Annotated in this window: 19 protein-coding genes; 7 read left to right on the top strand and 12 right to left on the bottom strand. The window is 65.4% G+C overall.

Annotation, left to right across the window (positions count from 1 at the left end; translation table 11 throughout):
* Positions 1 to 86 precede the first annotated feature (86 nt).
* Together GV068_RS18690 and GV068_RS18685 are read left to right on the top strand one after the other, a co-directional pair.
* Positions 87 to 1,289: a cation:proton antiporter gene (locus GV068_RS18690; protein WP_159701254.1), complete on the top strand. Its 1,203-nt coding sequence runs from the start codon at positions 87 to 89 to the stop codon at positions 1,287 to 1,289.
* A complete protein-coding gene (locus tag GV068_RS18685; RefSeq protein ID WP_159701251.1) occupies positions 1,279 to 2,418 on the top strand; it encodes a YbdK family carboxylate-amine ligase in 1,140 nt (379 codons plus the stop codon). The genes GV068_RS18690 and GV068_RS18685 overlap by 11 nt, the downstream gene beginning before the upstream one ends.
* Here GV068_RS18685 and GV068_RS18680 read toward each other — a convergent pair.
* Positions 2,415 to 2,759 carry an antibiotic biosynthesis monooxygenase gene (locus GV068_RS18680; RefSeq protein WP_159701248.1) on the bottom strand — a complete coding sequence of 115 codons (345 nt, stop codon included), beginning with the start codon at positions 2,757 to 2,759 and terminating at the stop codon, positions 2,415 to 2,417. The genes GV068_RS18685 and GV068_RS18680 overlap by 4 nt on opposite strands.
* A complete protein-coding gene (locus tag GV068_RS18675; protein WP_159701245.1) occupies positions 2,740 to 3,087 on the bottom strand; it encodes an NIPSNAP family protein in 348 nt (115 codons plus the stop codon). Before GV068_RS18675 ends, GV068_RS18680 begins: the two co-directional genes overlap by 20 nt.
* Before the next feature lie 72 nt (positions 3,088 to 3,159).
* On the opposite strand from GV068_RS18675, the gene GV068_RS18670 reads away from it, so the two are divergent.
* Both GV068_RS18670 and GV068_RS18665 read left to right on the top strand, forming a co-directional pair.
* Positions 3,160 to 3,840, top strand: a complete 681-nt coding sequence (locus tag GV068_RS18670; protein ID WP_159701242.1) for a helix-turn-helix transcriptional regulator — start codon at positions 3,160 to 3,162, stop codon at positions 3,838 to 3,840.
* Between the two features lie 75 nt (positions 3,841 to 3,915).
* Positions 3,916 to 4,893 carry a bifunctional 2-polyprenyl-6-hydroxyphenol methylase/3-demethylubiquinol 3-O-methyltransferase UbiG gene (locus tag GV068_RS18665; protein WP_159701239.1) on the top strand — a complete coding sequence of 326 codons (978 nt, stop codon included), beginning with the start codon at positions 3,916 to 3,918 and terminating at the stop codon, positions 4,891 to 4,893.
* A gap of 12 nt (positions 4,894 to 4,905) precedes the next feature.
* On the opposite strand, the gene GV068_RS18660 is transcribed toward GV068_RS18665, so the two are convergent.
* A complete protein-coding gene (locus tag GV068_RS18660) occupies positions 4,906 to 5,241 on the bottom strand; it encodes a hypothetical protein (RefSeq protein WP_159701236.1) in 336 nt (111 codons plus the stop codon).
* Between the two features lie 192 nt (positions 5,242 to 5,433).
* Between GV068_RS18660 and aroE the strand changes: the two genes are divergently transcribed.
* Genes aroE through GV068_RS18645 form a run of 3 tightly spaced genes read left to right on the top strand, consistent with a single transcriptional unit; the run spans position 5,434 to position 7,909 of the window.
* Positions 5,434 to 6,252, top strand: coding sequence for a shikimate dehydrogenase (aroE, locus tag GV068_RS18655; protein ID WP_159701233.1), 819 nt, complete (start codon positions 5,434 to 5,436; stop codon positions 6,250 to 6,252).
* Between the two features lie 33 nt (positions 6,253 to 6,285).
* Complete coding sequence (locus GV068_RS18650; protein ID WP_159701230.1) at positions 6,286 to 7,011, top strand: ribonuclease activity regulator RraA; 726 nt, start codon at positions 6,286 to 6,288, stop codon at positions 7,009 to 7,011.
* A gap of 1 nt (position 7,012) precedes the next feature.
* Positions 7,013 to 7,909, top strand: a complete 897-nt coding sequence (locus tag GV068_RS18645; protein WP_201303313.1) for an SMP-30/gluconolactonase/LRE family protein — start codon at positions 7,013 to 7,015, stop codon at positions 7,907 to 7,909.
* Here the strand turns inward: GV068_RS18645 and GV068_RS18640 are convergent, their stop codons facing one another.
* The 9 genes from GV068_RS18640 to GV068_RS18600 all read right to left on the bottom strand — a co-directional run bounded on the left by GV068_RS18640 (position 7,910) and on the right by GV068_RS18600 (position 21,386).
* The gene (locus tag GV068_RS18640) at positions 7,910 to 8,758 is read right to left on the bottom strand and encodes a fumarylacetoacetate hydrolase family protein (RefSeq protein ID WP_159701196.1); all 849 of its coding nucleotides are present in this window, start codon (positions 8,756 to 8,758) and stop codon (positions 7,910 to 7,912) included. It abuts the gene before it with no gap.
* On the bottom strand, positions 8,755 to 11,001 hold the full coding sequence (locus GV068_RS18635; protein WP_159701193.1) for an alginate lyase family protein: 2,247 nt from the start codon (positions 10,999 to 11,001) through the stop codon (positions 8,755 to 8,757). The genes GV068_RS18640 and GV068_RS18635 overlap by 4 nt, the downstream gene beginning before the upstream one ends.
* Positions 11,002 to 11,004: 3 nt before the next feature.
* Positions 11,005 to 13,260 (bottom strand): polysaccharide lyase 6 family protein, encoded by a 2,256-nt coding sequence (locus tag GV068_RS18630; protein WP_201303312.1) that lies wholly within the window; start codon positions 13,258 to 13,260, stop codon positions 11,005 to 11,007.
* A gap of 25 nt (positions 13,261 to 13,285) precedes the next feature.
* Positions 13,286 to 14,563 (bottom strand): MFS transporter, encoded by a 1,278-nt coding sequence (locus tag GV068_RS18625; protein ID WP_159701187.1) that lies wholly within the window; start codon positions 14,561 to 14,563, stop codon positions 13,286 to 13,288.
* Between the two features lie 46 nt (positions 14,564 to 14,609).
* The gene (locus tag GV068_RS18620; RefSeq protein ID WP_159701184.1) at positions 14,610 to 15,581 is read right to left on the bottom strand and encodes a sugar kinase; all 972 of its coding nucleotides are present in this window, start codon (positions 15,579 to 15,581) and stop codon (positions 14,610 to 14,612) included.
* A 106-nt stretch (positions 15,582 to 15,687) separates the two neighbouring features.
* Complete coding sequence (locus GV068_RS18615; protein ID WP_159701181.1) at positions 15,688 to 16,443, bottom strand: SDR family NAD(P)-dependent oxidoreductase; 756 nt, start codon at positions 16,441 to 16,443, stop codon at positions 15,688 to 15,690.
* A gap of 34 nt (positions 16,444 to 16,477) precedes the next feature.
* Entirely contained in the window at positions 16,478 to 17,512 is a 1,035-nt protein-coding gene (locus GV068_RS18610; RefSeq protein ID WP_159701178.1) for a LacI family DNA-binding transcriptional regulator, read from the bottom strand.
* Positions 17,513 to 17,802: 290 nt separating this feature from the next.
* Positions 17,803 to 20,532 (bottom strand): TonB-dependent receptor domain-containing protein, encoded by a 2,730-nt coding sequence (locus tag GV068_RS18605; RefSeq protein WP_159701175.1) that lies wholly within the window; start codon positions 20,530 to 20,532, stop codon positions 17,803 to 17,805.
* Between the two features lie 44 nt (positions 20,533 to 20,576).
* Positions 20,577 to 21,386: a polysaccharide lyase family 7 protein gene (locus GV068_RS18600; RefSeq protein WP_159701172.1), complete on the bottom strand. Its 810-nt coding sequence runs from the start codon at positions 21,384 to 21,386 to the stop codon at positions 20,577 to 20,579.
* Positions 21,387 to 21,482: the final 96 nt, after the last annotated feature.

Below are 21,482 nucleotides of genomic sequence, written 5' to 3'. Positions count from 1 at the left end.
CCTACGTCAATCGTGCGCAGTAGGCCCTCTTGTAGAATTGGCAAAAAGACCACATGTCGTTTTGACCATCGACCGGAGGAGAACCGATGCCCGACCTGCTGCCCATCCTGACCAGCCTTGCGTGGCCGATCGCGCTCGCCGTGGCGTGGCTGGCCGGCGAATTCGGGCAGCGTTTCACCGGGCTGCCGCGCATCAGCTTCTACGGCCTGGTCGGCTTCGCGCTGGGCAGCTCGCAGATCGGCGTACTGCCGGCGCCGGATGCGGGGCCGGTGTCCCTGCTGGCCGACGTCGCCTTTGGCCTGATCCTGTTCGAACTGGGCTACCGCTTCAACCTGCACTGGCTGCGCAACAATCCCTGGCTGGGCGTGGCCGGGCTGGCGGAAAGCCTGCTCACCTTCGTGCTTGTTTACCTGGTGGCGATCGCCTTCGGCACCTCGCAGCTGATCGCGCTGATGATGGCGGCGCTGTCGATGGGCACCTCGCCCGCCACCATCGTGCGCGTTATCAATGAGCAGCGCAGCTCCGGCCAGGTGACGGAGCGCGTGCTGCACCTGACCGCGCAGAACTGCGTGCTGGCGGTGTTCGCCTTCAACGCCATCATCGGCTTCTGGATTTTCCGCACCTTCGACGCGGTGGGTGAGGCGATCTGGCAAAGCCTGGTGGTGGTGGCCGGGTCGGCGCTGGTCGGCGCGGTGTTCGGCGTGCTGGTGCCGGCCCTGCTGCGCGCCATCCACAATCCGCGCCAGGACGCCACCGTCGCCTTTGCGCTCGCCATCGTGCTCTTGGCGTCCATCTGCGACGCCGGCACGCTCTCGCCCTATATCGCGGCGCTATCCTTCGGCCTCACCGCGCGCCACCGCCGCGTCGCCTTCAGCCAGGCGCAGCGCAATTTCGGCGCGCTGGGCGAAGTGCTGACCGTGCTGCTGTTCGTCTACGCCGCCTCCACCCTCGACTGGCGCCAGATCGCCACCGGCAGCGCACTGGCCGTGCTCGTGGTGCTGGTGCGCCAAGTCGCCAAGACCGCAGGTGTGACGGCCTTCGCCCACCTGTCCGGCGTCTCGTGGCGCAAGGGCGCGCTCACCGGCCTGGGACTGGCGCCGCTGTCGGTGTTCGTGATCCTGCTGATCGAGCATGCGCGCCACGCCGGCGTGCATGTGGTGGAAGAACTGCGTGCGATGGCCGCCGTGACCATGCTGCTGGAAGTGTTCGGGCCGGTCATCATCCAGCGCGCCCTGGTGTGGGCGCGCGAGTCGTCCATCGAAGCGCCGGAGAGTTCCCATGCCGCTTGAAGCCTTCAACACCTCGCAGCCGCTCACCTTCGGCGTCGAGCTGGAACTGCAGCTGGTCAGCCTGTCGGACTTCGACCTGACCGCGGCGGCGCCCGACCTGCTGCACCTCCTGAAGCGCAAGCCCTTCCCCGGCAACGTCACGCCTGAGATCACCGAGAGCATGATCGAGATTAACTCGAGCGTGCACTCTTCTTACGGCCCGCTGCTGGCCGAGCTGCGCGAGATCCGCGACACCCTGGTGGCGGGCGCCGACATGCTCAACATCGGCATCGCGGGCGGCGGCACCCATCCTTTCCAGCACTGGTCGGAACAGAAAATCTCGAGCAAGCCGCGCTACGAATACCTGTCGCAGCTGTACGGCTACCTGGCCAAGCAGTTCACGGTGTTCGGCCAGCACGTGCACATCGGCTGCGCCAACGGCGACGACGCACTCTACCTGCTGCACGCACTGAACCGCTATCTGCCGCACTTCATCGCGCTGTCCGCCTCGTCTCCCTTCGTGCAGGGCGTCGATTCCGGCTTCGATTCGGCGCGCCTGAATTCCGTGTTCGCCTTCCCGATGAGCGGGCGTGCGCCTTTCGTGCTCACTTGGCAGGAGTTCACGGACGTCTATTTTGCCAAGATGGAGCGCACCAACATCATCAAGAGCATGAAGGACTTCTACTGGGACCTGCGCCCCAAGCCGGAATACGGCACCATCGAGCTGCGCGTGTGCGACACGCCGCTCACGGTGGAGCGCGCGGCGGCGCTGGCGGCCTACCTACAGGCGCTGTGCCGCCACCTGCTCACCCGCACCGAGGAAGCGCCCGCCGAGGACGATTACCTGGTCTACAACTACAACCGCTTCCAGGCCTGCCGCTTCGGGCTGGAGGGGTCGATCACCCATCCGAAGACCTACGCCAACGTGCCGATGCGCGACGACATCCTGGCCACGCTGGAAAAGATGATGCCGCATGCCGAAGCGCTAGGGAGCAGCGAGGCCTTGCAGCACCTGGCCGATGCGGCGCGCGAGGGCAGCGACGCCGCGCGCCTGCGCCGCTACCATGCGCGTGAAGGCAGTGTCGAAGGCATGGTCAACGCCGCCATCCAGCAGTTCCGCGGCGAGCGCCGCATGCGCCTGACGCGCTAGCCGTGCACGTTGCGGGCATCTAGCGGCGCCTCTTCGCGTTCGGTCATCCCGTAGTCGCGCAGTACCTGCGCCACCCGCAGCCGGTAGCCGCGGAACACGCCCGAGCGGCCGCGCGCCTGCGCCATCCGGTGCGCCTCGAGATTGCGCCAGCGCGCCACGGCTTCCTCGTCGCGCCAGAAGGACAGCGACAGGATGCGGCCTGGACGCGACAGCGATTCGAAACGTTCCACCGAGACGAAGCCGTCGATGGCTTCCAGCTGCGCGCGCAGGCTGGCCGCGATGTCGAGGTATTCCTGGCGCCGGCTGGGTTCGGGCTCGACTTCAAAGATCACGGCGATCATGCTGCGCCTCCTTTCCCAGCGTGCCCTCCACGACTTCGGTAAATGTGCGCTGCTCGCGCAGGATGAAACGCTGCTCCTGCGCCAGCGCGAAGTTGGCGCGTGCCTCGGGATCCGTTTTCAGGCGCGTGCGGTAGGCCTCGTAGGCGGCCAGGCTGTCGAAGGCGACCAGCCCCCATGCCTCGTCGTTCGTGCCCTCGTGCGGCAGGAAATAGCCGAGCAGGTGACCGCCGCAGCGCGGAATGATGCGCCCCCAGTTCTCGGCGTAGCGGCGGAAATTCTCGCGCTGGAAAGGATCGAGCTGGTAGCGGATGAAGCAGGTGATGGTCATGGCATTCCTCGTGTTGTCGGTAGGGCCACTGTATGCCTTCCGGCGCGCGAATGCTTCGGCTAAGATCGAAGCATGAACGACGGACCGAACATCACCAGCATCGCCGCCCTGATCGGCGACCATGCCCGCGCCCAGGCGCTGACCGTGCTCATGGCCGGCAAGGCCTTGACCGCGACCGAGCTTGCCGACGCGGCCGGCGTCACGCGCCAGACCATCAGCGGCCACCTGGCGCAGCTTGTAGACGCCGGCTTGCTGACAGTCGAGCCGCAGGGCCGCCACCGCTACTTCCGTATCGCCGACCCCGACGTGGCGCAGATGCTGGAGGCGCTGATGGGCGTGGCCTCGATCACCGGAACGGCCAGCCGGCGCCGCACCGGTCCGCGCGAACCGGCGCTGCGCAAGGCGCGGGTCTGCTACGACCACCTGGCCGGCGAGCTCGGGGTGCTGGTGTACGAGAAGCTGGCGCAGCGCGGGGCCTTTGCGGCCGGGCCGTCCGGTATCGGGCTCACGCCGCAAGGTGCGGCGCTGGTGGCCGAGCTGGGCGTCGATGCGCAGGCGCCCGCTTCCAGCCGCCGGCCCCTGTGCCGCACCTGCCTCGACTGGAGCGAGCGGCGCCATCACCTGGCCGGGGTGCTGGGCGCGGCGCTGCTGACGCGCTTCGAACACCTCGGATGGGCGCGGCGCGTACCGGAATCGCGCGTACTGGCCTTCAGCCCGGCAGGGGAAGCCGCCTTGCGCGATTGGCTTGGTTGAAGGGAACTCTCTTCCTTTTGGCCCATCCAACTTCTGCTCGTCCCTGCTAGTCTGAAAGATTGTCAAGGAGACGCTATGGGCCATCGTGAACACGAGACTCCACAAGCAGAGGCAACACCTTGTCCAGGCTGCGGCGCCGCCGCCGGCGCGCTCGTCGACAGCCTGCCAACCGCAGACCTGGCGGAGCTCTACCGCCGCCGCGGCATTGAGGTGAGCGCCTATTTCGAGACCACCGCACTGATCCGGCGCTTCCGCTGCCAGGCCTGCGACCTCGGGTATTTCTCGCCGCCCTGTCCCGGGGATGGCCCCTTCTACGAACAGCTGCAGACCCAGTCCTGGTATTACCAGGACGAAAAACCGGAATACGACTATGCGGCGCGCTTCATCCAGGCCGGGCAGCGCGTGCTCGAAGTGGGCTGCGGCAAAGGCGCCTTCCATGCCTGGTTGCCGAGCAAGGTTTCCTACCGGGGACTGGAGTTCAACATGGAGGCGGTGCAGAAGGCCCAGGCCGCCGGGCTCGACGTGCGCAAGCAGTCGATCGAGGAACACGCCACCCGGCATCCGGCCGCGTACGACCGCGTCTGTTCCTTCCAGGTGCTGGAGCACGTGCCCGAACCTGCCAGCTTCGTGCACGCCTGCGTGGATGCACTGGCCCCGGGCGGCCTCCTGATCATCGCCGTGCCCGCCGAAGACAGTTTCCTGGCGGTCGCGGCGAACGCTCCGCTCAACATGCCGCCCCACCACGTGCTGCGCTGGTCGGATCGGGCGCTCAGGAATCTGGCCAACCGGGAAGGACTGGTGCTCAAGGATCTCTGGCACGAACCGATCGCGCCCTTCCACCGCGACTGGCAACTGCAAGCCCTGGCCCACCACTACCTGGCCCGGCGTCGCGCGCGGCTGATCGATCACAGCCTGCGCTATCGCCTTGCCGCGCGCCTGCTGCAGCGCCAGTCCATCCGCGACTGGCTGGCGCAGCGCGCAGTGCGCGCCAGCCCGGATCTGGAGCGTGGGCACACCGTCATCCTCGTTGCCGAGAAGCCTGCCCTGACCTGAGAAGAAACTGCGTCAGGAAACAAGGGCAGCGCGGCCGGCCGGACGGCGGCCGATGAAGTGCTCGAGGATCGAGCGCTTGGCGGGCCGCGGCATCTGCTGGTCGACCAGGCCGGCCCAGCGCTCGGACAGCTGCTCGCAGGTAGCGCGCAGCACCGGATCGACGTCCGGCAGACGCGACAGCGCGCACAGGTGGCGCTCGATCACGGACGCCAGTTTCACGCATGGCTGCTCGCCGTCGTCGCGCGCGGTGTAGTGCGACATCAGGTGCAACAGCGAGGCCACCAGCAGCACGTCCTGGCTGCGCGCTGCCGCTGATGCCAGCGCCGGATCTGCGAAAGGAATAGTCATCCACACCCTCCTAGAAGCTTACATAATCAAATGAGAATAATTCTCATTCAATTATTGTCCCGCCGCCCGACGAAAGCAAGCGTTTTCGATCAGTTCACAATTCTTGATTGACATGCCGGAAGTAAAGCCGTAACCTCGAACCGCTCTACTAAATCGTTATAGTAAATCGTTGCAGTAATCCAAGGACAAGCGATGCATGCACCTGACCGTTACATCGTGATTGGCAATCCGGTCGCACACAGCAAGTCGCCACCCATCCATGCCGCGTTCGCCGGGCAGACCGGACAGAACCTGCGCTATGAGCGCCAGTTCGCCCCCATCGACGGTTTCAGCGCCGCCGTGCGTGATTTCATCGAACAGGGCGGTAAAGGCTTGAGCGTGACCGTGCCCTTCAAGCTCGAAGCGCATGCGCTGGCCGACGAACTGAGCGAGCGCGCCCGCGCCGCCGGCGCGGTGAATTCCCTGAAAATCGTGGACGGGCGGATTTTTGGCGACAACACCGATGGCGCGGGACTGGTCAGCGACATCGAGCGCAACGCCGGCGTGCCGCTGCGAGGCAAGAAGATTCTGTTGCTTGGTGCGGGAGGCGCGGCACGCGGCGCCATCCTGCCCCTGTTCGAGGCGGGCGTGGCCTCGATCACGATCGTCAATCGCACGACAGCGAAAGCACAGGCATTGGCCGACGTGTTTTCTGCGCAAGGCAAGATCCTGGCCCAGGACATCGAGACGCTCGACGGCAGCTTCGATATCGTCATCAACGCCACCTCCGCCAGCATCGAGGGTGAATTGCCGGCGGTGCGTCCGGACATCTTTGCGCCCGGCGCCCTGGCCTACGACATGATGTATGGGAAGGAGCCGACTGTGTTCCTGCGCTTTGCGGCCAGGCATGGCGCTGCCACACGAGATGGCCTGGGCATGCTGGTCGAGCAGGCCGCGGAGGCCTTCCTGCTGTGGCGCGGCGTGCGTCCCGACACGGCGCCGGTGTATGCCGCCATGCGCGCCGGCGAATAATAAGTGACATCCAATAGACAACCGGAGAAAACAATGAATCAAGCAGTCGCCCCCAGCACGCTGGAAACGCTGAAGACCGTCAGCACCGCCACCCTCACCTCGCTGCTGTACAAGCGTGGTTTCCGCAATGTGTTCATCCAGGGAGCCCGGCCGCTCAAGTCCGGGCAGCGCCTGGCCGGACCGGCCTTCACCCTGCGCTATATTCCTTCGCGGGAGGACCTGGACGGCATCGAAGTGTTCCGCGATCCCCGTCACCCGCAGCGCGTGGCGGTCGAAGAGATTCCTGCCGGCGCGGTGCTCGTGATGGATTGCCGTGGCGACGTGTCGGTGGCCTCGGCCGGCAGCATCCTGGCTACCCGCATGCAGGTGCGTGGTGCGGCCGGCATCGTCACCGATGGCGGTCTGCGCGACGCTTCTGGCATCGCCAAGCTGGACATGCCGGCCTGGTGCTCAGGCGCGTCGGCGCCGACCAACCTGATCCGCCACCATGCACTGGACATCAATGCGCCGATCGGCTGCGGCGGCGTGCCCGTGTATCCGGGCGATATCATGGTCGGCGACGACGACGGCGTGGTCTGCATCCCGGCGCACCTGGCCGAGGAGATCGCGCGCGACGCGGTCGAAATGGAGCGCTTCGAGGACTTCGTACTGGAAGAAGTGACGCAGGGCGCATCGATCATCGGCCTCTACCCCGCCACCGCGCCGGAAACCCGGACCCGTTACGAAGCCTGGCTGGCGCGCCGTGCCGCTGCCGAATAAGATGCGCGATTCCTACAGCCTGGAACGGGTCGGCGACATCCGCTGCAGCGTGGGCGAAAGCCCGCTGTGGTGTGCCGAGGAGAAGGCCTGGTACTGGGTCGATATTCCGGCCCGGGCCATCTGGCGCCTGGATGCCGCATCCGCCAAGCTCCGTACCTGGCAGACGACGGAAATGGTCGCCTCCATCGCGCTGAAAGAGAGTGGCGGCCTGATTGCCGGCATGGAAACCGGCATTTTCAGCCTGAGGCTGGACGATGGCCCGATGGCGCTGGAAGAAAAGCTGGGCGCTCCTGCCGAGGGCCTCGGCCCCGGCATGCGCTTCAATGACGGCCGTTGCGATCGCCAGGGACGCTTCTGGAGCGGCACCATGTTCGCGGACATCCCGGCCGCGCGCCCGCTCGGACGCCTGCATCGCTATACCACGCGACACGGGGTGTCGGCGCCCATCGTCTCCGACTTGCTGGTACAGAACGGCCTGGCCTGGTCGCCCGACGGGCGCACCATGTACCTGTCCGATTCGCATCCTGCGCGGCAGCTGGTCTGGGAGTTCGACTACGACATCGACGAGGGGGCGCCGACGAACCAGCGCCTGTTCGTCGACATGAATGCATATCCCGGCCGGCCCGATGGGGCGGCGGTCGATAGCGATGGCTGCTACTGGATCTGCGGGAATGACGGTGGCTGCATCCTGCGTTTCACCCCCGATGGGACGCTCGACAGGCGCATCGACGTGCCGATGGCCAAACCGTCGATGTGCAGCTTCGGCGGCGAGGACCTGGGCACCCTGCTGGTCACGTCCATCGCCGCCGGCGCACCCGCCGGCGACGAGTGGGCCGGCGCGGTGCTCATGATGCGTCCCGGCGTCACCGGCCTGGCGGAAGCGCGTTTTCGCGGCTGACTAGCGGTCGGCCATGGTCACGCGCTGGGTCTGCGTTCCCAGAGCGTCCATGGCCAGGTGCAGCACGTCGCCCTGCTTGAGATAGCGCGGCGGCTTCAAACCCATGCCTACGCCGCCCGGCGTGCCGCTGACGATCACGTCGCCCGGCAGCAAGGTCATGAACTGGCTCACATAGGACACCAGCTCGGCGACGCTGAAAATCATGTCGGCGGTGCTGCTGGCCTGCATGCGCTCGCCGTTGACGCTCAGCTCCATGTTCAGTAGATGCGGGTCAGGAATATCGTCGGCCGTGACCAGCCAGGGACCGATGGGGCCGAAGGTATCGAAGCTCTTGCCTTTGTTCCACTGGCCGTTGCGGAAGTTCTGCCAGTGCCGTTCCGACAGGTCGTTGGCCAGGCAGTAGCCCGCCACGTAATCCAGAGCCGCAGCGACCGGCACGCTGCGTGCAGTGCTCCCGATCACGATACCCATTTCGATTTCCCAGTCGCTGTGCTCGGAACCGGGCGGCATGACGATGTCGTCGTTGGGTCCGCTCAGCGAGGTGATGGCCTTGGTGAAGACGATTGGTTCCGAGGGAATCGCTTGCCCGGATTCCTCAGCGTGCTTGCGGTAATTCAGGGCGATCCCGATGAACTGGCGGATGCCGGCCACCGGCACCCCGATGCGGGTCGCCGGATCGATCGCCGGCAGGCGCGCCAGGTCGACCGCCGCCAGCGCCGCCAGGCGTTCCGGCGCCAGCCAATCCGGCGTCAGGTCCGGCACCAGCGCGGCCAGGCTGCGGATCGTTCCCTGCGCATCGATGGCGGCAGGGACTTCGGCGCCTGGGGCGCCCACGCGACATAGTTTCATTGCTTGCTTTCTGTTGCTTTGGCCTGGGCGAGCGCGATCAGCTTGAAGCGGCCCTGGAAGGGGTAGTCCTTGCCCTCGAAGCGGGCCAGGCTGGTCTGTTTCGGGTCGAAGCTGCTGCTGTTATTCAGGAGCAGCAGCCACTCCATGCCGTTGGCAAAGGCCAGGTGGACCGCGTCGATGTCGCCAGTTCGGCTGTGCCGGATCTGCTTGACCGCGCTGTCGGCATTGCTGGTCATCTCGCTGACCGGATCGTGGCCACCGTGCGGCTCGAGCACGCTGACAAAGGCCGCGTTCTGCGCAGCAGGAATGCGCAGCACGAAAGCATTCTCGTTACGCAGGTTAAAATTCGGATCGTTCGCTCCGATCTGGGTAAACAACACCTGCATCCCCGGCTCGGCCAGCGTGCTGAGCGTATAGAAACGGCCATTGTCGTTGAGCCAGGTGATCTGGCTCAGCGGCGCTGCCGCCGCGGCGCGCGCCTTCAGCCACAGGTACTGGTAGCCGTTGCGCTTGCCCAGCGGCGCCATCGACTGGGTAGCGCTGTCCAGGGCAAAGTTGGTCTCGATCAGATGGCCTTTGTAATGCAGCGGCAAGTCGAACTGGTGCTTCTTGTCCGACTGCACCGTCAGGACGTCGAGCACGATCGGCAGACGCAGCCTGGCGTCGCTCAGCTGCGCCATGGTGCGCACAAAACTCACGCCCGGGTAGGCCTGGTCGACCCGCGCCGCCGAGATTTTCAGCCCGTCCTTGTCCGAGAAATACAGCAACTCGGGATGATTGGCCTCGGCGAGCTCCAGCTTGCCGCCATAGTGGCTGCCTTCGTCGACCACCAGGGTATTGTGGGCAATGGTCTGGTTGGCGTAGGTCTTGTTTTCAGGCAGGTAGCGGCCGCCAAATTTGGCTTCGATGTTCAGGAAGCGCGCCGCACCGTAGTCGGACACGATTTCCGCGCCCTTGTCGTAGAACAGCCAGTTCAGCTTGTCGAAATGGCCGTGCCCCATGCCCTGGGCGGTGGCCTTGAGCACCAGCGCCTGGTCCTGCTCGCGCATGACCACCAGGCCGCCTTCCTTGCCCTGTGGACCGTCGTGGAAGATCCTGGACGTGAAGCGGAAGGGCTGGTCGCGGCGCGCATCGAGCGCCTGCGCCACCCGCATGCCGTCGCCGGTCAGGAGCACCCGGTCCTGCCGTCGGGCGATGTCGAGCAGGCGGGCGTCGCCGGTCACCGAGTAGGCAATGGCGACACCAGCCACCAGTTCGACGGTGTCGATGCCCTTGTCCTTGATCGCATCGTTGATCGGGAAGAACAGCTTGTTGTAGCTGAGCTGGATCGTGGTGTCGACCGCCTTCAGGATGATGCCGTCGCGGTAGGAAAAGATTTTGCGCTGCGGCTCGTTCGTTTCGATGGCCTTGGCAAAGGTCACGAAGGGCAGCAAGGCGTAGCGCTGGTAGTATGGTCCCTCGTTGTAATAGCCGTCGGGCGAGAACAGCTCGTCCAGCTGGCGCAGGAAGCCGCCCTTGCCCGACTTGTCCGAGCCGTACAGGGCTTTCTCCACCCACTCGCGCTCGCCCAGCACGTAGCCGGTCATGCCCACCGCGGTGGTGGCCCAGGTCGCATGGTTGTGAATGGTGTTGAAGGTGTGCGGCGAGCCTTCCGACAGGAACAGCGCGACCGGACGGAGGATGCCGTTTTCGATCTTGCGCCGCTCTCCGTCCTGCAAGGCTGGCAGGACCGCGTCATAGGCCTGGATCACATAGACCAGCCACACCGATTCGTTCAGGTTCTGCCAGAACAGGCGGCCGGCCGAGATCACCGAATCGGTCTTGCGTTGCGGGTGCAGGGGCAGGGTCGGATACAGCTCGGCATACATCGACAGCATGTCGCGCACGAAATGCGCATATTTCCTGTCGCCGGTGAGCTGGTAAAGCACTCCTGCGTCGTACATCAGCTGGGAGTTGTTGCGGTGGATCTCATGGGTGACGCCGCCGCCGGCATCGCGCGGCACCGGCACCTGCATCGGCAAGGCGATCTTGCGGTCGACCTCGGCCTTCAGTTCCCGGAACGTACGCTGGAAGCGCCCGGGACGCGCGATCTCGGCGCGCATCCTGGTCACCTCTTGCGCCGTCATGACCAGGGCCGGATGCGCGGCCGCCCGCGCCTGCGCCGGCGCGCTCTGGGCCGGCATGGCGGAGCCAAACGCCAGCAAGGCCAACAGGCCCGTCCGGCAAAGCAGTTTCTTATTCATGGATCAATTCCTTCGCTCGTCCTGGTTCTCGAGGTAACGCACGGTGCTGGGGCCCTTGGCGTGCAGTTCGCTCGTCTTGAGCGCCGCAACGTTCTTGAAGATGTTGCCGCGCACTTCGGTATCGGGATCGCCCACGGTATGCTCGACCACGATGCCGGCGCTGTCGGCGAATTCATTGGCCGCGATGCGGGTCAGTTGCACGCCGTGCAGGTAGAGCGCCGCCTGGCGCTTGTTGCGCTTGCCTTGTCCGACGTGGTCGACGAGGTTGCGCGTCATCGCCAGGCGCGGGCCAAAGGTGCTTTCATCGGTCCCGCCGCGGTAGAGGCTGGCCAGCGCGCCTTCGACCTGCGCGAAGCGATTCCCTTCGAGTACCAGGGACTCGACGTTGTAGTTGCCCAGGTCATCGAGCTCCTTGTCCAGCCTGAGCACGTCGCCGCTGATCTTCACGAAGCGCGAGCCCGTGATGCGGATCTCTTCGGCCAGGCTGCGGTTGCCGGCGTCGAACACGTGATGCGAGTGGTTCACGTCCAGGTTCCGGACCTCGACGTTCTCCAGCACCAGGCGATAACTGAACAGCATCCCGCTCTTCTGCGTGCGGATCAGGACGTTGCCGGCCGAATCGGGGCTGTCGCTGCCGTCGATGTGCAGGCCGACCAGTTTGAGCGCGCCGCCATTGCGTATCTCGAACAGGGTCGTGAGTTCCGGCAGCAGCACCACGCTGCCGGCCTGCTTCGCCTCGATCGTCACGACCTTCTCGATGGCCAGCAGCCTGGGGATCGGGTAACGGCCCGGCGCCATCACCAGGCGGTCGCCGTCGCGCGCCTGCGCCAGGGCCTGCGCCAGGGCGTTTTCGCGCGCGCCGTCGACAAGGATGCTCCGGCCGGAATCGAAGGCCACCTGCGGCTCCTGTTTCGGGTACCAGGACGGTCCCGTTTGCGCCTTGGCGATCGGGCGCAGGGTAGCCGGGGCACCGCGCTGGGCCATCGCCTCGTCCTGCGGCATCAGGAGGCCGGCACTATTGCGCTGCAAGCCTGGCGCGGCGCGCTCGAAGCCCGCGGGCAGTTCCGCGTCCACGCCCTGCACGAGGTTGCCGGCGAAACGGATGCCGCGCATGTCGTCGAAGAACACGACGTTCTTCGTGCCGGTCCGGTGCAGGATCAGGTTGTTTTCCATACGGCTATCCGCGGGCGGCGCATTGCGCTCCACGTCCTTGCCGGCGCCGAACTGCATGTGGTCGACGTCGATGAAGCTGTTGTTGTGGATGTGCGCATTGAGCACCTGGCTGTAGCGGTTCAGCGGCGCGTCCACCCTGCCGTTCATGATCGCGAAGCCGCTGCCGAAACGGGTGCCGGTCAAGCCTTCCAGGTAATTGTTGCGGACGGTCTGGTCGCGGTTGATGACGCGGATGCCGCCGGTGTTCTCGACACCGTTTCCGAAGAAGACGTTACCCTCGACCAGGTTGCCATTCCCGTGACGGAGCGTCAGCGTGCCGCGCGATTCGAAGAACACATTGTTGCGGACGATATTGCGGCCGGACTTGATGGAAATGATCTCGACTTCGCCATTGCAGCGGTCGAAATAATTATCCTCGATGACGGTATGCGAATCGGTCAGGGAATAGGTGCTGGTGCCCACCCGCAGGGTTTCTCCGCCATTCGATCCGAGGATGGGGCGCGGGCCGAAATAGTTGTGGTCGATCCGGTGGTGGTTTTCCTGGCTGTCCTTGCCCTCGAGGCGCACCGCCATCGTCACCCCCAGGTTGCGCTTGCCGGCCAGGTAGTTGTGATCGAAGCGATTGTGCTTGCCGTACAGGGACACCCAGTAGTCGGAGGCATCACGGTCGGGATTGTTGAAGGCGTCGATGACGACTTCGGTCACCCGGGAATGGTTCGCCACCTGCCTGGCGTCGCGCCGGAAGGAAATTACTTCGGGCGTCGGCGTATAACCGTTCTTGAAGACCAGGCCGGATACGACCAGATAATTGCCGGCCAGGCGCAGGTTGGAGCGGCCGGACAGGATCACCTTGCCCGGCGTTTCGGCGCGCAGCGTAACCGGCTTGCCTTCCCTGCCCTCGGCAAAGAAACCGACCTCGAAATCCTGCCAGGTGCCGTTCTTCAGGACGATCGCGTCGCCCGGCGCCAGGCGCTTGAGCGTTGCCTCGAAGGCGCCCTTGTCCTTGACCACGAAATCCTTGGCCGCCAGGTGCGGGCTCAGCAATACACCGATCGTCAGGGCGCCCAGCGCTTTCGAAATGCTCATCATTGACATCCTTTGCTAACCGCGATTACGACGGGTCCTTGGCGGCCTGGACCTGCTGCACGGTGCCGCCCAGCCACACCGACACAAAGACCAAGGGCACCAACAGCGCGCCCAGCACGAAGAAGGGGGCGTAGTTGCCGTCCGCCGTCAGGACCGGCACCAGCTGCATGCAAGCGATCACGCCCAGCACCGCGGCGGTCCCGCTGATGCCGGCCAGCGAGCCGACCGTCTTGCCGGAGAAGAAATCGCTCGGCAGGGTCTGGATATTCGTGATCGCGGCCTGGAAGCCGAACAGGATCACGGCGATCGACAGCACCGCCAGTACCGGCGTCGCGGCGACCGCGCTGAACAGCAGGGACGGCAGCATCAGGGCCAGGCCCAGCGCGATCACCGACTTGCGCGCCCGGTTGACGCTCCAGCCGCGGGCAAGCAGGCGGCCGCACAGCCAGCCGCCGGCCAGCGCGCCGATCGCTGCGCCCACGAAGGGCACCCAGGCGAACAGGCCGATCTGCTTGACGTCGAAGCCGAAGCGCTCGTTCAGGTACAGCGGCAGCCAGGCCACGAACAGCCACCAGATCGGGTCGATGAAGAAGCGCGCGGCGATCACGCCCCAGCTCTGGCGGTGGCGCAGCAGCTGTCCCAGGGACGGCACGTACTCCGCCTGCTTTTCCGCCTTGCCGACCTGGCCGCTCAGGATGTAGTTGCGTTCTTCCTCAGTGATCCAGGGATGGGCGCCGGGCCCGGACTTGTAGATGATCATCCAGGGCACGATCCAGATGAAGCCGAGCACCGCGATCAGGACGAAGGTGGCCTTCCAGCCCACGAAGGCGTACAGGACTGCGACCAGCGGCGGCGCGACGATCGAGCCGAGCGAGGCGCCGGCGCCGAAGATGCCCTGCGCCAGGGCGCGTTCCTTGATCGGGAACCATTCGGCCGCGGCCTTGGTGGCGCCCGGCCAGTTGCCCGCCTCGCCCACGCCCAGCAGGACGCGGAACAGGCCGAAGGAGAAGGCCGAACGGGCCACGCAGTGCAGGCCGATCGAGATCGACCACACCACGATCGACAGGATGAACCCGACGCGTGTGCCGAGGGCGTCGAACAGCTTGCCGAACAGGGTCTGGCCGACCGCATAGCCGATCAGGAACACGGTCACGACGTTGGCATAGTCCTGCTTGTCCATGCCGAGCTCCTCGGCCATGCCCGGCCACATCACCGCCAGGGCGGAGCGGTCGATGTAGTTGATGATCGTCGCGGCGGCCACCAGCATCATGACCAGCCAGCGCAAACCTTTCCTTGTTTTCATGCCGGGTTCTCCATTCGTCTCTGTGTTGTTGTCGGTAATGTCTGGTTCAGCCCGCCGCGTCCAGCTGCACGCGGTTCGGCAAGCCTTCGCAATCGCCGCGGAACTGCACCACGCGCGCGCCGATCGCATTGCCGCGTGCGGCCGCGGCGCCAAGGGGCAGGCCGTCGAGCAGCGCGCTGATGACGCCGACGGCGAAACCGTCGCCGGCGCCCACGGTATCCACCACACGCTCGACGCGCCGGCCCGGCGCGATGCCGCTTTCATCGGCGCTGGCGTAATAGGCGCCCGCCGGCCCCAGCTTGACCACCACCTGGCGCGCGCCGCGCGCCAGGTAGAAGTCGGCAATGCCTTCGGCGTGCGCGCGACCGGTGAGAAGCTTGCCTTCGGCCAGGCCGGGCAGCACGAGGTCGGCCTGCGCCGCCAGTTCATTCAGTGTCGCGACCATCGCCGCCTGGCTGGGCCAGAGGCGCGGACGCAGATTGGGGTCGAAGCTCACCAGGCGTCCGGCGCTGCGCGCCTGCGCGGCCAGCGCGAACACCAGCTCGTGGCAGGCGCCGGACAAGGCAGGCGAAATGCCGGTGAGGTGAAGCAGTCGGGCCTGGCGCACCGCGTCGTCGGCCGGCAGGTCGCCCACCGACATGTGGCTGGCGGCGGAACCGCGCCGGAAGTATTCGATCTCGGGATCGCTGCCATCGAGTGCCATCGACTTCAGCATGAAACCGGTCGGGTAGCGGGCGTCCTCCTGCACATGGCGCAGGTCGATGCCTTCCGCCGCCATGAAGTCGAGCAGATGGCGCCCGAAGCTGTCGCTACCCAGCCGGCTGATGTAGCCGACCTTGAAGCCGAGCCGGGCCAGGCCCACGGACACGTTCAGCTCGGCGCCGGCGGTGGCCCGCTCGAAGCGGCCGACCTGGGCCAGCGGGAGCGGCTCGCAGGCCATCAGCAAGGCCATGGCTTCGCCGACGGTGAGCGCGTCGAGCTCTGGACGATCGCTCCCTGGGTTGACTGCGTGGTTCATGGCGTCCGGTTCCGTTTCATGCTGGTGCTGAAAAATTGGGCAAAGCCGGTCCTGCGGCGCCGTGGCAACGGCGCCGTCCGGATTGCTTGTTACGGGGCCCTAAGGCTTAGTACAGGCCGAGACCGCCGTTCACCTGGATGATCTCGCCGGCCAGGAAGGCGGCGCGCTCCGAGGCGAGGAACACCACGACCTTGGCGACGTCGTCCGGCTGGCCTTCGCGGCGGGCCGGGGTGCGCTCGGCGATGGCGAGGCGGTTGGCTGGCGTGTTGAAGGTGTCGTGGAAGCGGGTGGCGATCAGGCCCGGCGCCACGCCGTTGACGCGGATGCCGTTCGGGCCGACTTCCTTGGCCAGCGCGCGGGTGAAGGTGGCCACCGCCGCCTTCGAAGATGCATAGTGGGCCGAGCCGGGGCCGCCGCCGTCGAAGGCCGCCAGCGAGGACATGGTCACGATCGCCCCCTGCTTGCGCGGCTCCATGCGCTTGAGCGCGGCCTGGCAGATGAGGAAGGTCGACGTCAGGTTCAGGTTCATCGACTCGTTCCACAGCGACAGCGGCATGTCGGCCACGCGGCAGCGCTGGATCAGGCCGCCGATGTTCGCGAACAGGACGTCGATGTCGCCGATCGCGCCTTCGGCCTCGGCGTAGACGCGCTCGGCGACGTCGGCGTCGGTCAGGTCGGCCTTGATCGCCTGGGCGCGGCGGCCCATGGCGCGGATCTGGGTGACCACGTCGTTCGCTTCGTCGTTGCTGCTCCAGTAGGTCAGCACCACGTCCGCGCCCGCTTCCGCCAGTGCCAGCGAGGTCGCTTTGCCGATGCCCGATGCGCCGCCCATGACGAGTGCGCGTTTGCCGATGAGTTCCATATGTGCTTTCTAAAAAATGGTGAGTGCTGTCTTGTTAATGCTTGGGGGCTGCAGTCGATTGCCGGACGATTAGTTCCGGTGAGAACAGCTCACCCGAGGACGCGGCATGCGGCGCCAGGATGCGCTGGACCGCCGCGTCGGCCATGGCCTGGATCGGCTGGCGCAAGGTGGTCAGTGGCGGATCGTGGGCCGCCGAGAAGAAAATGTCGTCGATGCCGATCAGGGAAAAATCTTCCGGGATCTTCTTACCCAGCTGCTTCAGGCCGACCCCGATGCCGATCGCCATCATGTCGTTGATGGCGATCGCCGCGGTCGGCGCGCTGGGCGCGCCCAGGATGCGGCTCGCGGCAGCCCGGCCCATTTCGAACAGCTGGGTATCGCCGTGCGGGTCGCTCGGCGCATCGGAAGGATCGGCCAGCACCACCTCGCCCGCGATGCCGGCGCGCGCAGCGGCCTGCTGGAAACCTCGCACCCGCTCCTGGCGGTTGAGCGTGAACGGCGGCGGCGTGACCAGGGCGATGCTGCGGTGGCCCAGCGCCGCCAGGTGCGCCACCGCCATGGCGGTCGCGGCGGCGTTGTCGACCGAGATCGTGCCGATGCCGGTGTGTTGCTGGTCGGTCGGCTTGATGTCGAAGGCCACCACGGGGCAACGCTCGGTCATCGATGCGAGGTGCTCGGTATCGTTCAGCGCCGAGCCGGTAATGATGCCTTGCACGCCGTACGACAGCAGGTCGGCCATCACCGCGCGTTCGCGCTGCGGGTCGCGGAAGGTGCTGAAGGTCATGACATGGCATTGGTAACGGGCGGCTGCCGCCTCGACTGCGCATGCGAGCGAGCCGAAGAACTGGTTCGCCAGGGAAGGCACCAGCAGGCCGACCATGGCGGCAACGCCGGTCTTGAGCTGGCGCGCCGCATTGTTGGGCCGGTAGCCCAGCTGCTTGATCGCATTGGCGATCTTCTGCCGGGTATCCGGCCGCATCTGCTCCATCCGGTTATTCAGGAAGTTCGAGATGCTGGAAGCCGATACACCCGCCAGCTTTGCCACATCCTGAATCTTGGGTTCGCCCATGAGGTCCCCTTATCTTTCTGTAATGTTGCCGTTACTATAAATCGTTGACACATCGTTACAGTGCGCTCGCGGATCTGCAAGCATTTTTTGACGCCGCGACGCGGTAGCGTCCGAGGACTGTAACGATTTAGTGTATCGATTTAGGCAGCTTAACCGAATTCTTATCGAAGTCAACAGCAATCTGTAGGGATCATGCATCCGCGCGTCCCGGTCTTCCAGGCGCACGGACAGCCTCCCGGATGCGAGCCGGGAGGCCTTGTGCTTGAACGGCTGCCAGGCAGCCGGCGCGCTTAGAAGGTGTAGGTGGCGCGTGCGACCACGGTGCGGCCCACTGGGCTAGCCATGCCGCTGGCGTAGCCTTCGTTGCGGTAGTTCGCAACCGGCGGATCGCGGTCGAACAGGTTGTTGATCCCTGCCGTGACCTTCAGCTTCGGATAGCCGGAATACGTCACCGACCAGTTGTAGACGCGGTATGAATCGATCCGGTGGTAGAACTGGGAATCGGCATTGCGGTCCTCGAAGCTCTGCTTGTACTGCTCGTTCAGCGTGGTGCTCCAGGCATTTTTCGGACTGGTCCACTTGATCGACGCGCCATACTTCCAGCGGAAGTTCATCGCGTTTGCATCCAGCGGCCCGAACTTGTTGATGCTCGAAATCCATTCGCCGCCGTTTTCGACCTGGGTGTCGAAGCGGTGCAGGTAGGTGCCGTCCAGCTGGACACCGACGCGTCCATAGCTCGTGCGCGGGAAGGTATAGGTGGCCGTGACGTCGATACCGTCGGTGCGCACGCCGCCCAGGTTGTTGCGCCGATCGTCCACCCACAGCAGGTTCTTGTTGGCGTCACGGATGAACAGGTTGGCGTAGGCAGGATTGGTGAAGATCGCGTTCTGCGCCAGCTGGCCGATCGCGTCGCGCAGCTTGACGTTGAAGTAGTCGAGCGAGACCAGCAGGCTGCGGGTCGGCGTGAACACCGCGCCGAAATTGATGGTGGTCGAGCGCTCCGGACCGACCTCCGGGTTGGCGCCCGTGTTGATCGGCTGGCGCGCCGCGCACACACGTGTGGTGTTGTAGCCCGGCAGCGCGGTGCCGCCGGTGCTGGCGCCTGGCGCGCCGCCCGGGCACAGCACCGGATCGTTATAGGAATCGCTGGTCAGGCCGGTCGGGCCGTTGACCGCGCCGAAGTAGCGTTCGCTCAAGGTCGGCGCGCGGAAGCCGGTACCCACGGCGCCGCGCAGCATCACCACGTCGTTGGCCTTGTAGCGGAAGCTGAGCTTGGGATTCGTGGTCGAGCCGAAGTCGCTGTAGTGGTCGGTGCGCACCGCCACGTTGACGTTCAAGGCCTTGGTCAATGGCAGCTCGAGCTCGGCGTAGGCGGCCACCACGTTGCGCGAAGCGCGCTCGTTGACGGCCGCGGTGGTGCCGGTCTGGCCGCCGGATTGCACGACCGTATCCGGGATCGAGTGATAGGCGGAATCGTGATAGGCGTTGGCGCCCAGCGCCAGCATCATCGGGCCGCCGGCCATGTCCATCAGCTCGCGGCTGCCGCTCAGGTCGAGTCCGTGCAGGCGGTTCAGGCCGGAGTCGGCGGTCTGGCCGTTGGTGGAGATGCTGTCCAGGTAGGCGCGGCCCTCTTCGTTCTGCAGCCCGAAGGGATTCAGTTTGCCGTTGGCGACGCCGGCCAGCAGGCCGTAGCTGTTGACGAAGCCGGAGCGGAAGGTGACGTGCGAGCGGTACAGGGCGCTCCACAGGCTGGCCCGGTAGTCCCATGCACCGACGCGGCCGTCGAGGTCGATATTCGCGCGCGCAGTCTCGGTGTCGTAGTTCAGGACGGTCGGACCGAGGTCGCCGATCAGCGACCAGGCCAGGGTCAGCGTCTGGTTGGTAATGCCGGGCATGGCCGGCACGATGCCCTTGCCGGGGTAGTAAGGGCTGGTCGGGCCGATGGTCAGCGCCGGGAAGTTCGGGATCGACGCGGCGATGCCGTAGGTCGGATTCTTCACCGGACGGTTGTAGATCGACGAATACAGGAGCGATGCCGAGATCCGGTGATCGGGATTGATCGCCAGGGTGCCCTTACTGAACACCGAGGCCTGCTGGCCTTCCTTGGTCAGGGTCAGGTTGTTGGCGTTGAACAGGGAGTAGCAAGTATTGTTAGTGCCCGGCGTCGTGTACGGCGGCAGGCAGCCGCTCGAGTAATACGGATTGCCGGTGATGGTCAGGTTGCCGACCCTGGTCGAGCCGTTGGCGAGAGTGACGTTGGCCGGCACCGAGTTGGTGCCCCTGGTCGCCCGGAACGGCGCGAAGCCAGCGGCCTGGCGGCGCGCGTCCGTGGTCAGCTCGGGACGGGCGCTTTGCGGCAGCTCGTTCTGGTGATTGAAGTCGGCGGTGAGGTAGACGTTCCAGCCGTCCTTGGCAAGGTCGCCCTTGCCGACGATGAAGCTGGCGCCCTTCGACTGGCCGCCGCCGTTCTTGACCGGCGAGGTGCCCTTGAGCGTCACCGAGGCGCCGGTATACGATTTCTTGGTGACGAAGTTCATCACGCCGCCGATCGCGTCGCTGCCGTAGATCGACGACGCGCCGTCGCGCAGCACTTCGGTGCGGTCGAGCGCGCTGACGGGAATGACGTTCGGATTGATCGAGGAGTCATTGACCCGCTTGCCATCGATCAAGACCAGGGTACGTGAGCTGCCGATGCCGCGCATGTTGGCGCTGTTGCCGTTGCCGGCGGTGGTATTCGGCTGGTAGACCGAGGCGGTCGACATCGACATCAGGATGTCGTCGATGGTCAGCATGCCCTGGGCGATCCACTCCTCGGCCTTGACGACCGTGACCGGCAAGGCCTGGTCCGCCACCGCGCGCTTGAAGCTGGTGCCCGTGACTTCGACCTTGCTCATCCCCGCATCGGACTGATCGGACGAGCTCTGCGCCTGGGCGGCGCCGGCCATCGCGAGCAGGGCCAGGGCGACGGCCGAGGCGATCGGACGCTGGGCGTGGAAAAGCATCTTTGAACTTTTATTCACAACATTGTCTCCAAGATTTTTTTACTAAAGATGAAACAGAAAGCTTATTTGCGCTCGAACTTCGTTTCCCTAAAGCTGACCAGACTGCTGCCGATGCCATTGCGTTGGAAATAGGCATCCCAGGTGGCTGGCTTGGTGCTCATGGCGCCGGTGTCGGGGTCGCGTGCCTGCAGGTAGTCGCCGAACTTGAAATAGATCTTGCGGTGGTCGCCCATGATCCGGGTGCGGGGCGTGCTCAGGACGCCATGCTTGCCGGACTTGACGCTCACGCCGGCGTCGCCGGCATCGAACTGGACCTCAAGGGCGAACTGCTCGCCCGACTTGACCGTGCCGAGCGCGGTGGAAGCATCCGTGCCGCTGGTGTCGCGGATGCGCGCGACGATATCGAACACGCCATTGCCTGCCTTGCCGTCGAGCAGTCCTGCCTCGGCCGTGTCCTGGACGTACACCTTGACGATGGTCTCGATGCCTTCGACGTGGTATTGCGCCACGATGGTCCTGGCGCCGGCCGGCAGCGTGGGCGTGACCAGCGCCGAGAAATGCTCGCGCGTCTGTTCGATCGGCAAGCGCTTGGCAGAGCGGATCTTCAGTTCGTTGCGGTAGCCATGGCCATTCGGCGTGGTGTGCTTCGACGTCAGGGCGCTGAAGTTCAGCGTGCCGTCGTAGGGAGTCGCATATGGCGAGTTGCCCTCCAGCTCGAACAGGCTGTCCAGGGTCTCGCGGGTGGTGAAGCCGGCGCCTGGCTTCGCTTCAGGCGTGCCGGCATGGCCGGTTTGCAACGATGCCGCCAGCAGGCTAGCGCAAAGGAGAGGCAGGCGAATGGCAAGTCGGCGCGAACGCTGTGGTGTTGTCATGATTGAAGTCTCCAGAATTGTTTTTTCTATTTTTGCCCGAATAGCCTCAGGGGCTAAACGATTTACTGCAACGTTATAGAAAAACGATTTCTTCTC

The organism is Massilia sp. 9I (assembly GCF_902506415.1).
Classification (GTDB): Bacteria; Pseudomonadota; Gammaproteobacteria; order Burkholderiales; family Burkholderiaceae_D; genus Telluria.
The sequence above is the reverse complement of the archived record's forward strand: the minus strand, read 5'-3'. Positions and strand labels throughout refer to the sequence as shown.

Coding starts and splice junctions, on each gene's coding strand:
- GV068_RS18690 (WP_159701254.1), top strand. CDS start 87: ATGCCCGACCTGCTGCCCATCCTGACCAGCCTTGCGTGGCCGATCGCG.
- GV068_RS18685 (WP_159701251.1), top strand. CDS start 1,279: ATGCCGCTTGAAGCCTTCAACACCTCGCAGCCGCTCACCTTCGGCGTC.
- GV068_RS18680 (WP_159701248.1), bottom strand. CDS start 2,759: ATGATCGCCGTGATCTTTGAAGTCGAGCCCGAACCCAGCCGGCGCCAG.
- GV068_RS18675 (WP_159701245.1), bottom strand. CDS start 3,087: ATGACCATCACCTGCTTCATCCGCTACCAGCTCGATCCTTTCCAGCGC.
- GV068_RS18670 (WP_159701242.1), top strand. CDS start 3,160: ATGAACGACGGACCGAACATCACCAGCATCGCCGCCCTGATCGGCGAC.
- GV068_RS18665 (WP_159701239.1), top strand. CDS start 3,916: ATGGGCCATCGTGAACACGAGACTCCACAAGCAGAGGCAACACCTTGT.
- GV068_RS18660 (WP_159701236.1), bottom strand. CDS start 5,241: ATGACTATTCCTTTCGCAGATCCGGCGCTGGCATCAGCGGCAGCGCGC.
- aroE (WP_159701233.1), top strand. CDS start 5,434: ATGCATGCACCTGACCGTTACATCGTGATTGGCAATCCGGTCGCACAC.
- GV068_RS18650 (WP_159701230.1), top strand. CDS start 6,286: ATGAATCAAGCAGTCGCCCCCAGCACGCTGGAAACGCTGAAGACCGTC.
- GV068_RS18645 (WP_201303313.1), top strand. CDS start 7,013: ATGCGCGATTCCTACAGCCTGGAACGGGTCGGCGACATCCGCTGCAGC.
- GV068_RS18640 (WP_159701196.1), bottom strand. CDS start 8,758: ATGAAACTATGTCGCGTGGGCGCCCCAGGCGCCGAAGTCCCTGCCGCC.
- GV068_RS18635 (WP_159701193.1), bottom strand. CDS start 11,001: ATGAATAAGAAACTGCTTTGCCGGACGGGCCTGTTGGCCTTGCTGGCG.
- GV068_RS18630 (WP_201303312.1), bottom strand. CDS start 13,260: ATGAGCATTTCGAAAGCGCTGGGCGCCCTGACGATCGGTGTATTGCTG.
- GV068_RS18625 (WP_159701187.1), bottom strand. CDS start 14,563: ATGAAAACAAGGAAAGGTTTGCGCTGGCTGGTCATGATGCTGGTGGCC.
- GV068_RS18620 (WP_159701184.1), bottom strand. CDS start 15,581: ATGAACCACGCAGTCAACCCAGGGAGCGATCGTCCAGAGCTCGACGCG.
- GV068_RS18615 (WP_159701181.1), bottom strand. CDS start 16,443: ATGGAACTCATCGGCAAACGCGCACTCGTCATGGGCGGCGCATCGGGC.
- GV068_RS18610 (WP_159701178.1), bottom strand. CDS start 17,512: ATGGGCGAACCCAAGATTCAGGATGTGGCAAAGCTGGCGGGTGTATCG.
- GV068_RS18600 (WP_159701172.1), bottom strand. CDS start 21,386: ATGACAACACCACAGCGTTCGCGCCGACTTGCCATTCGCCTGCCTCTC.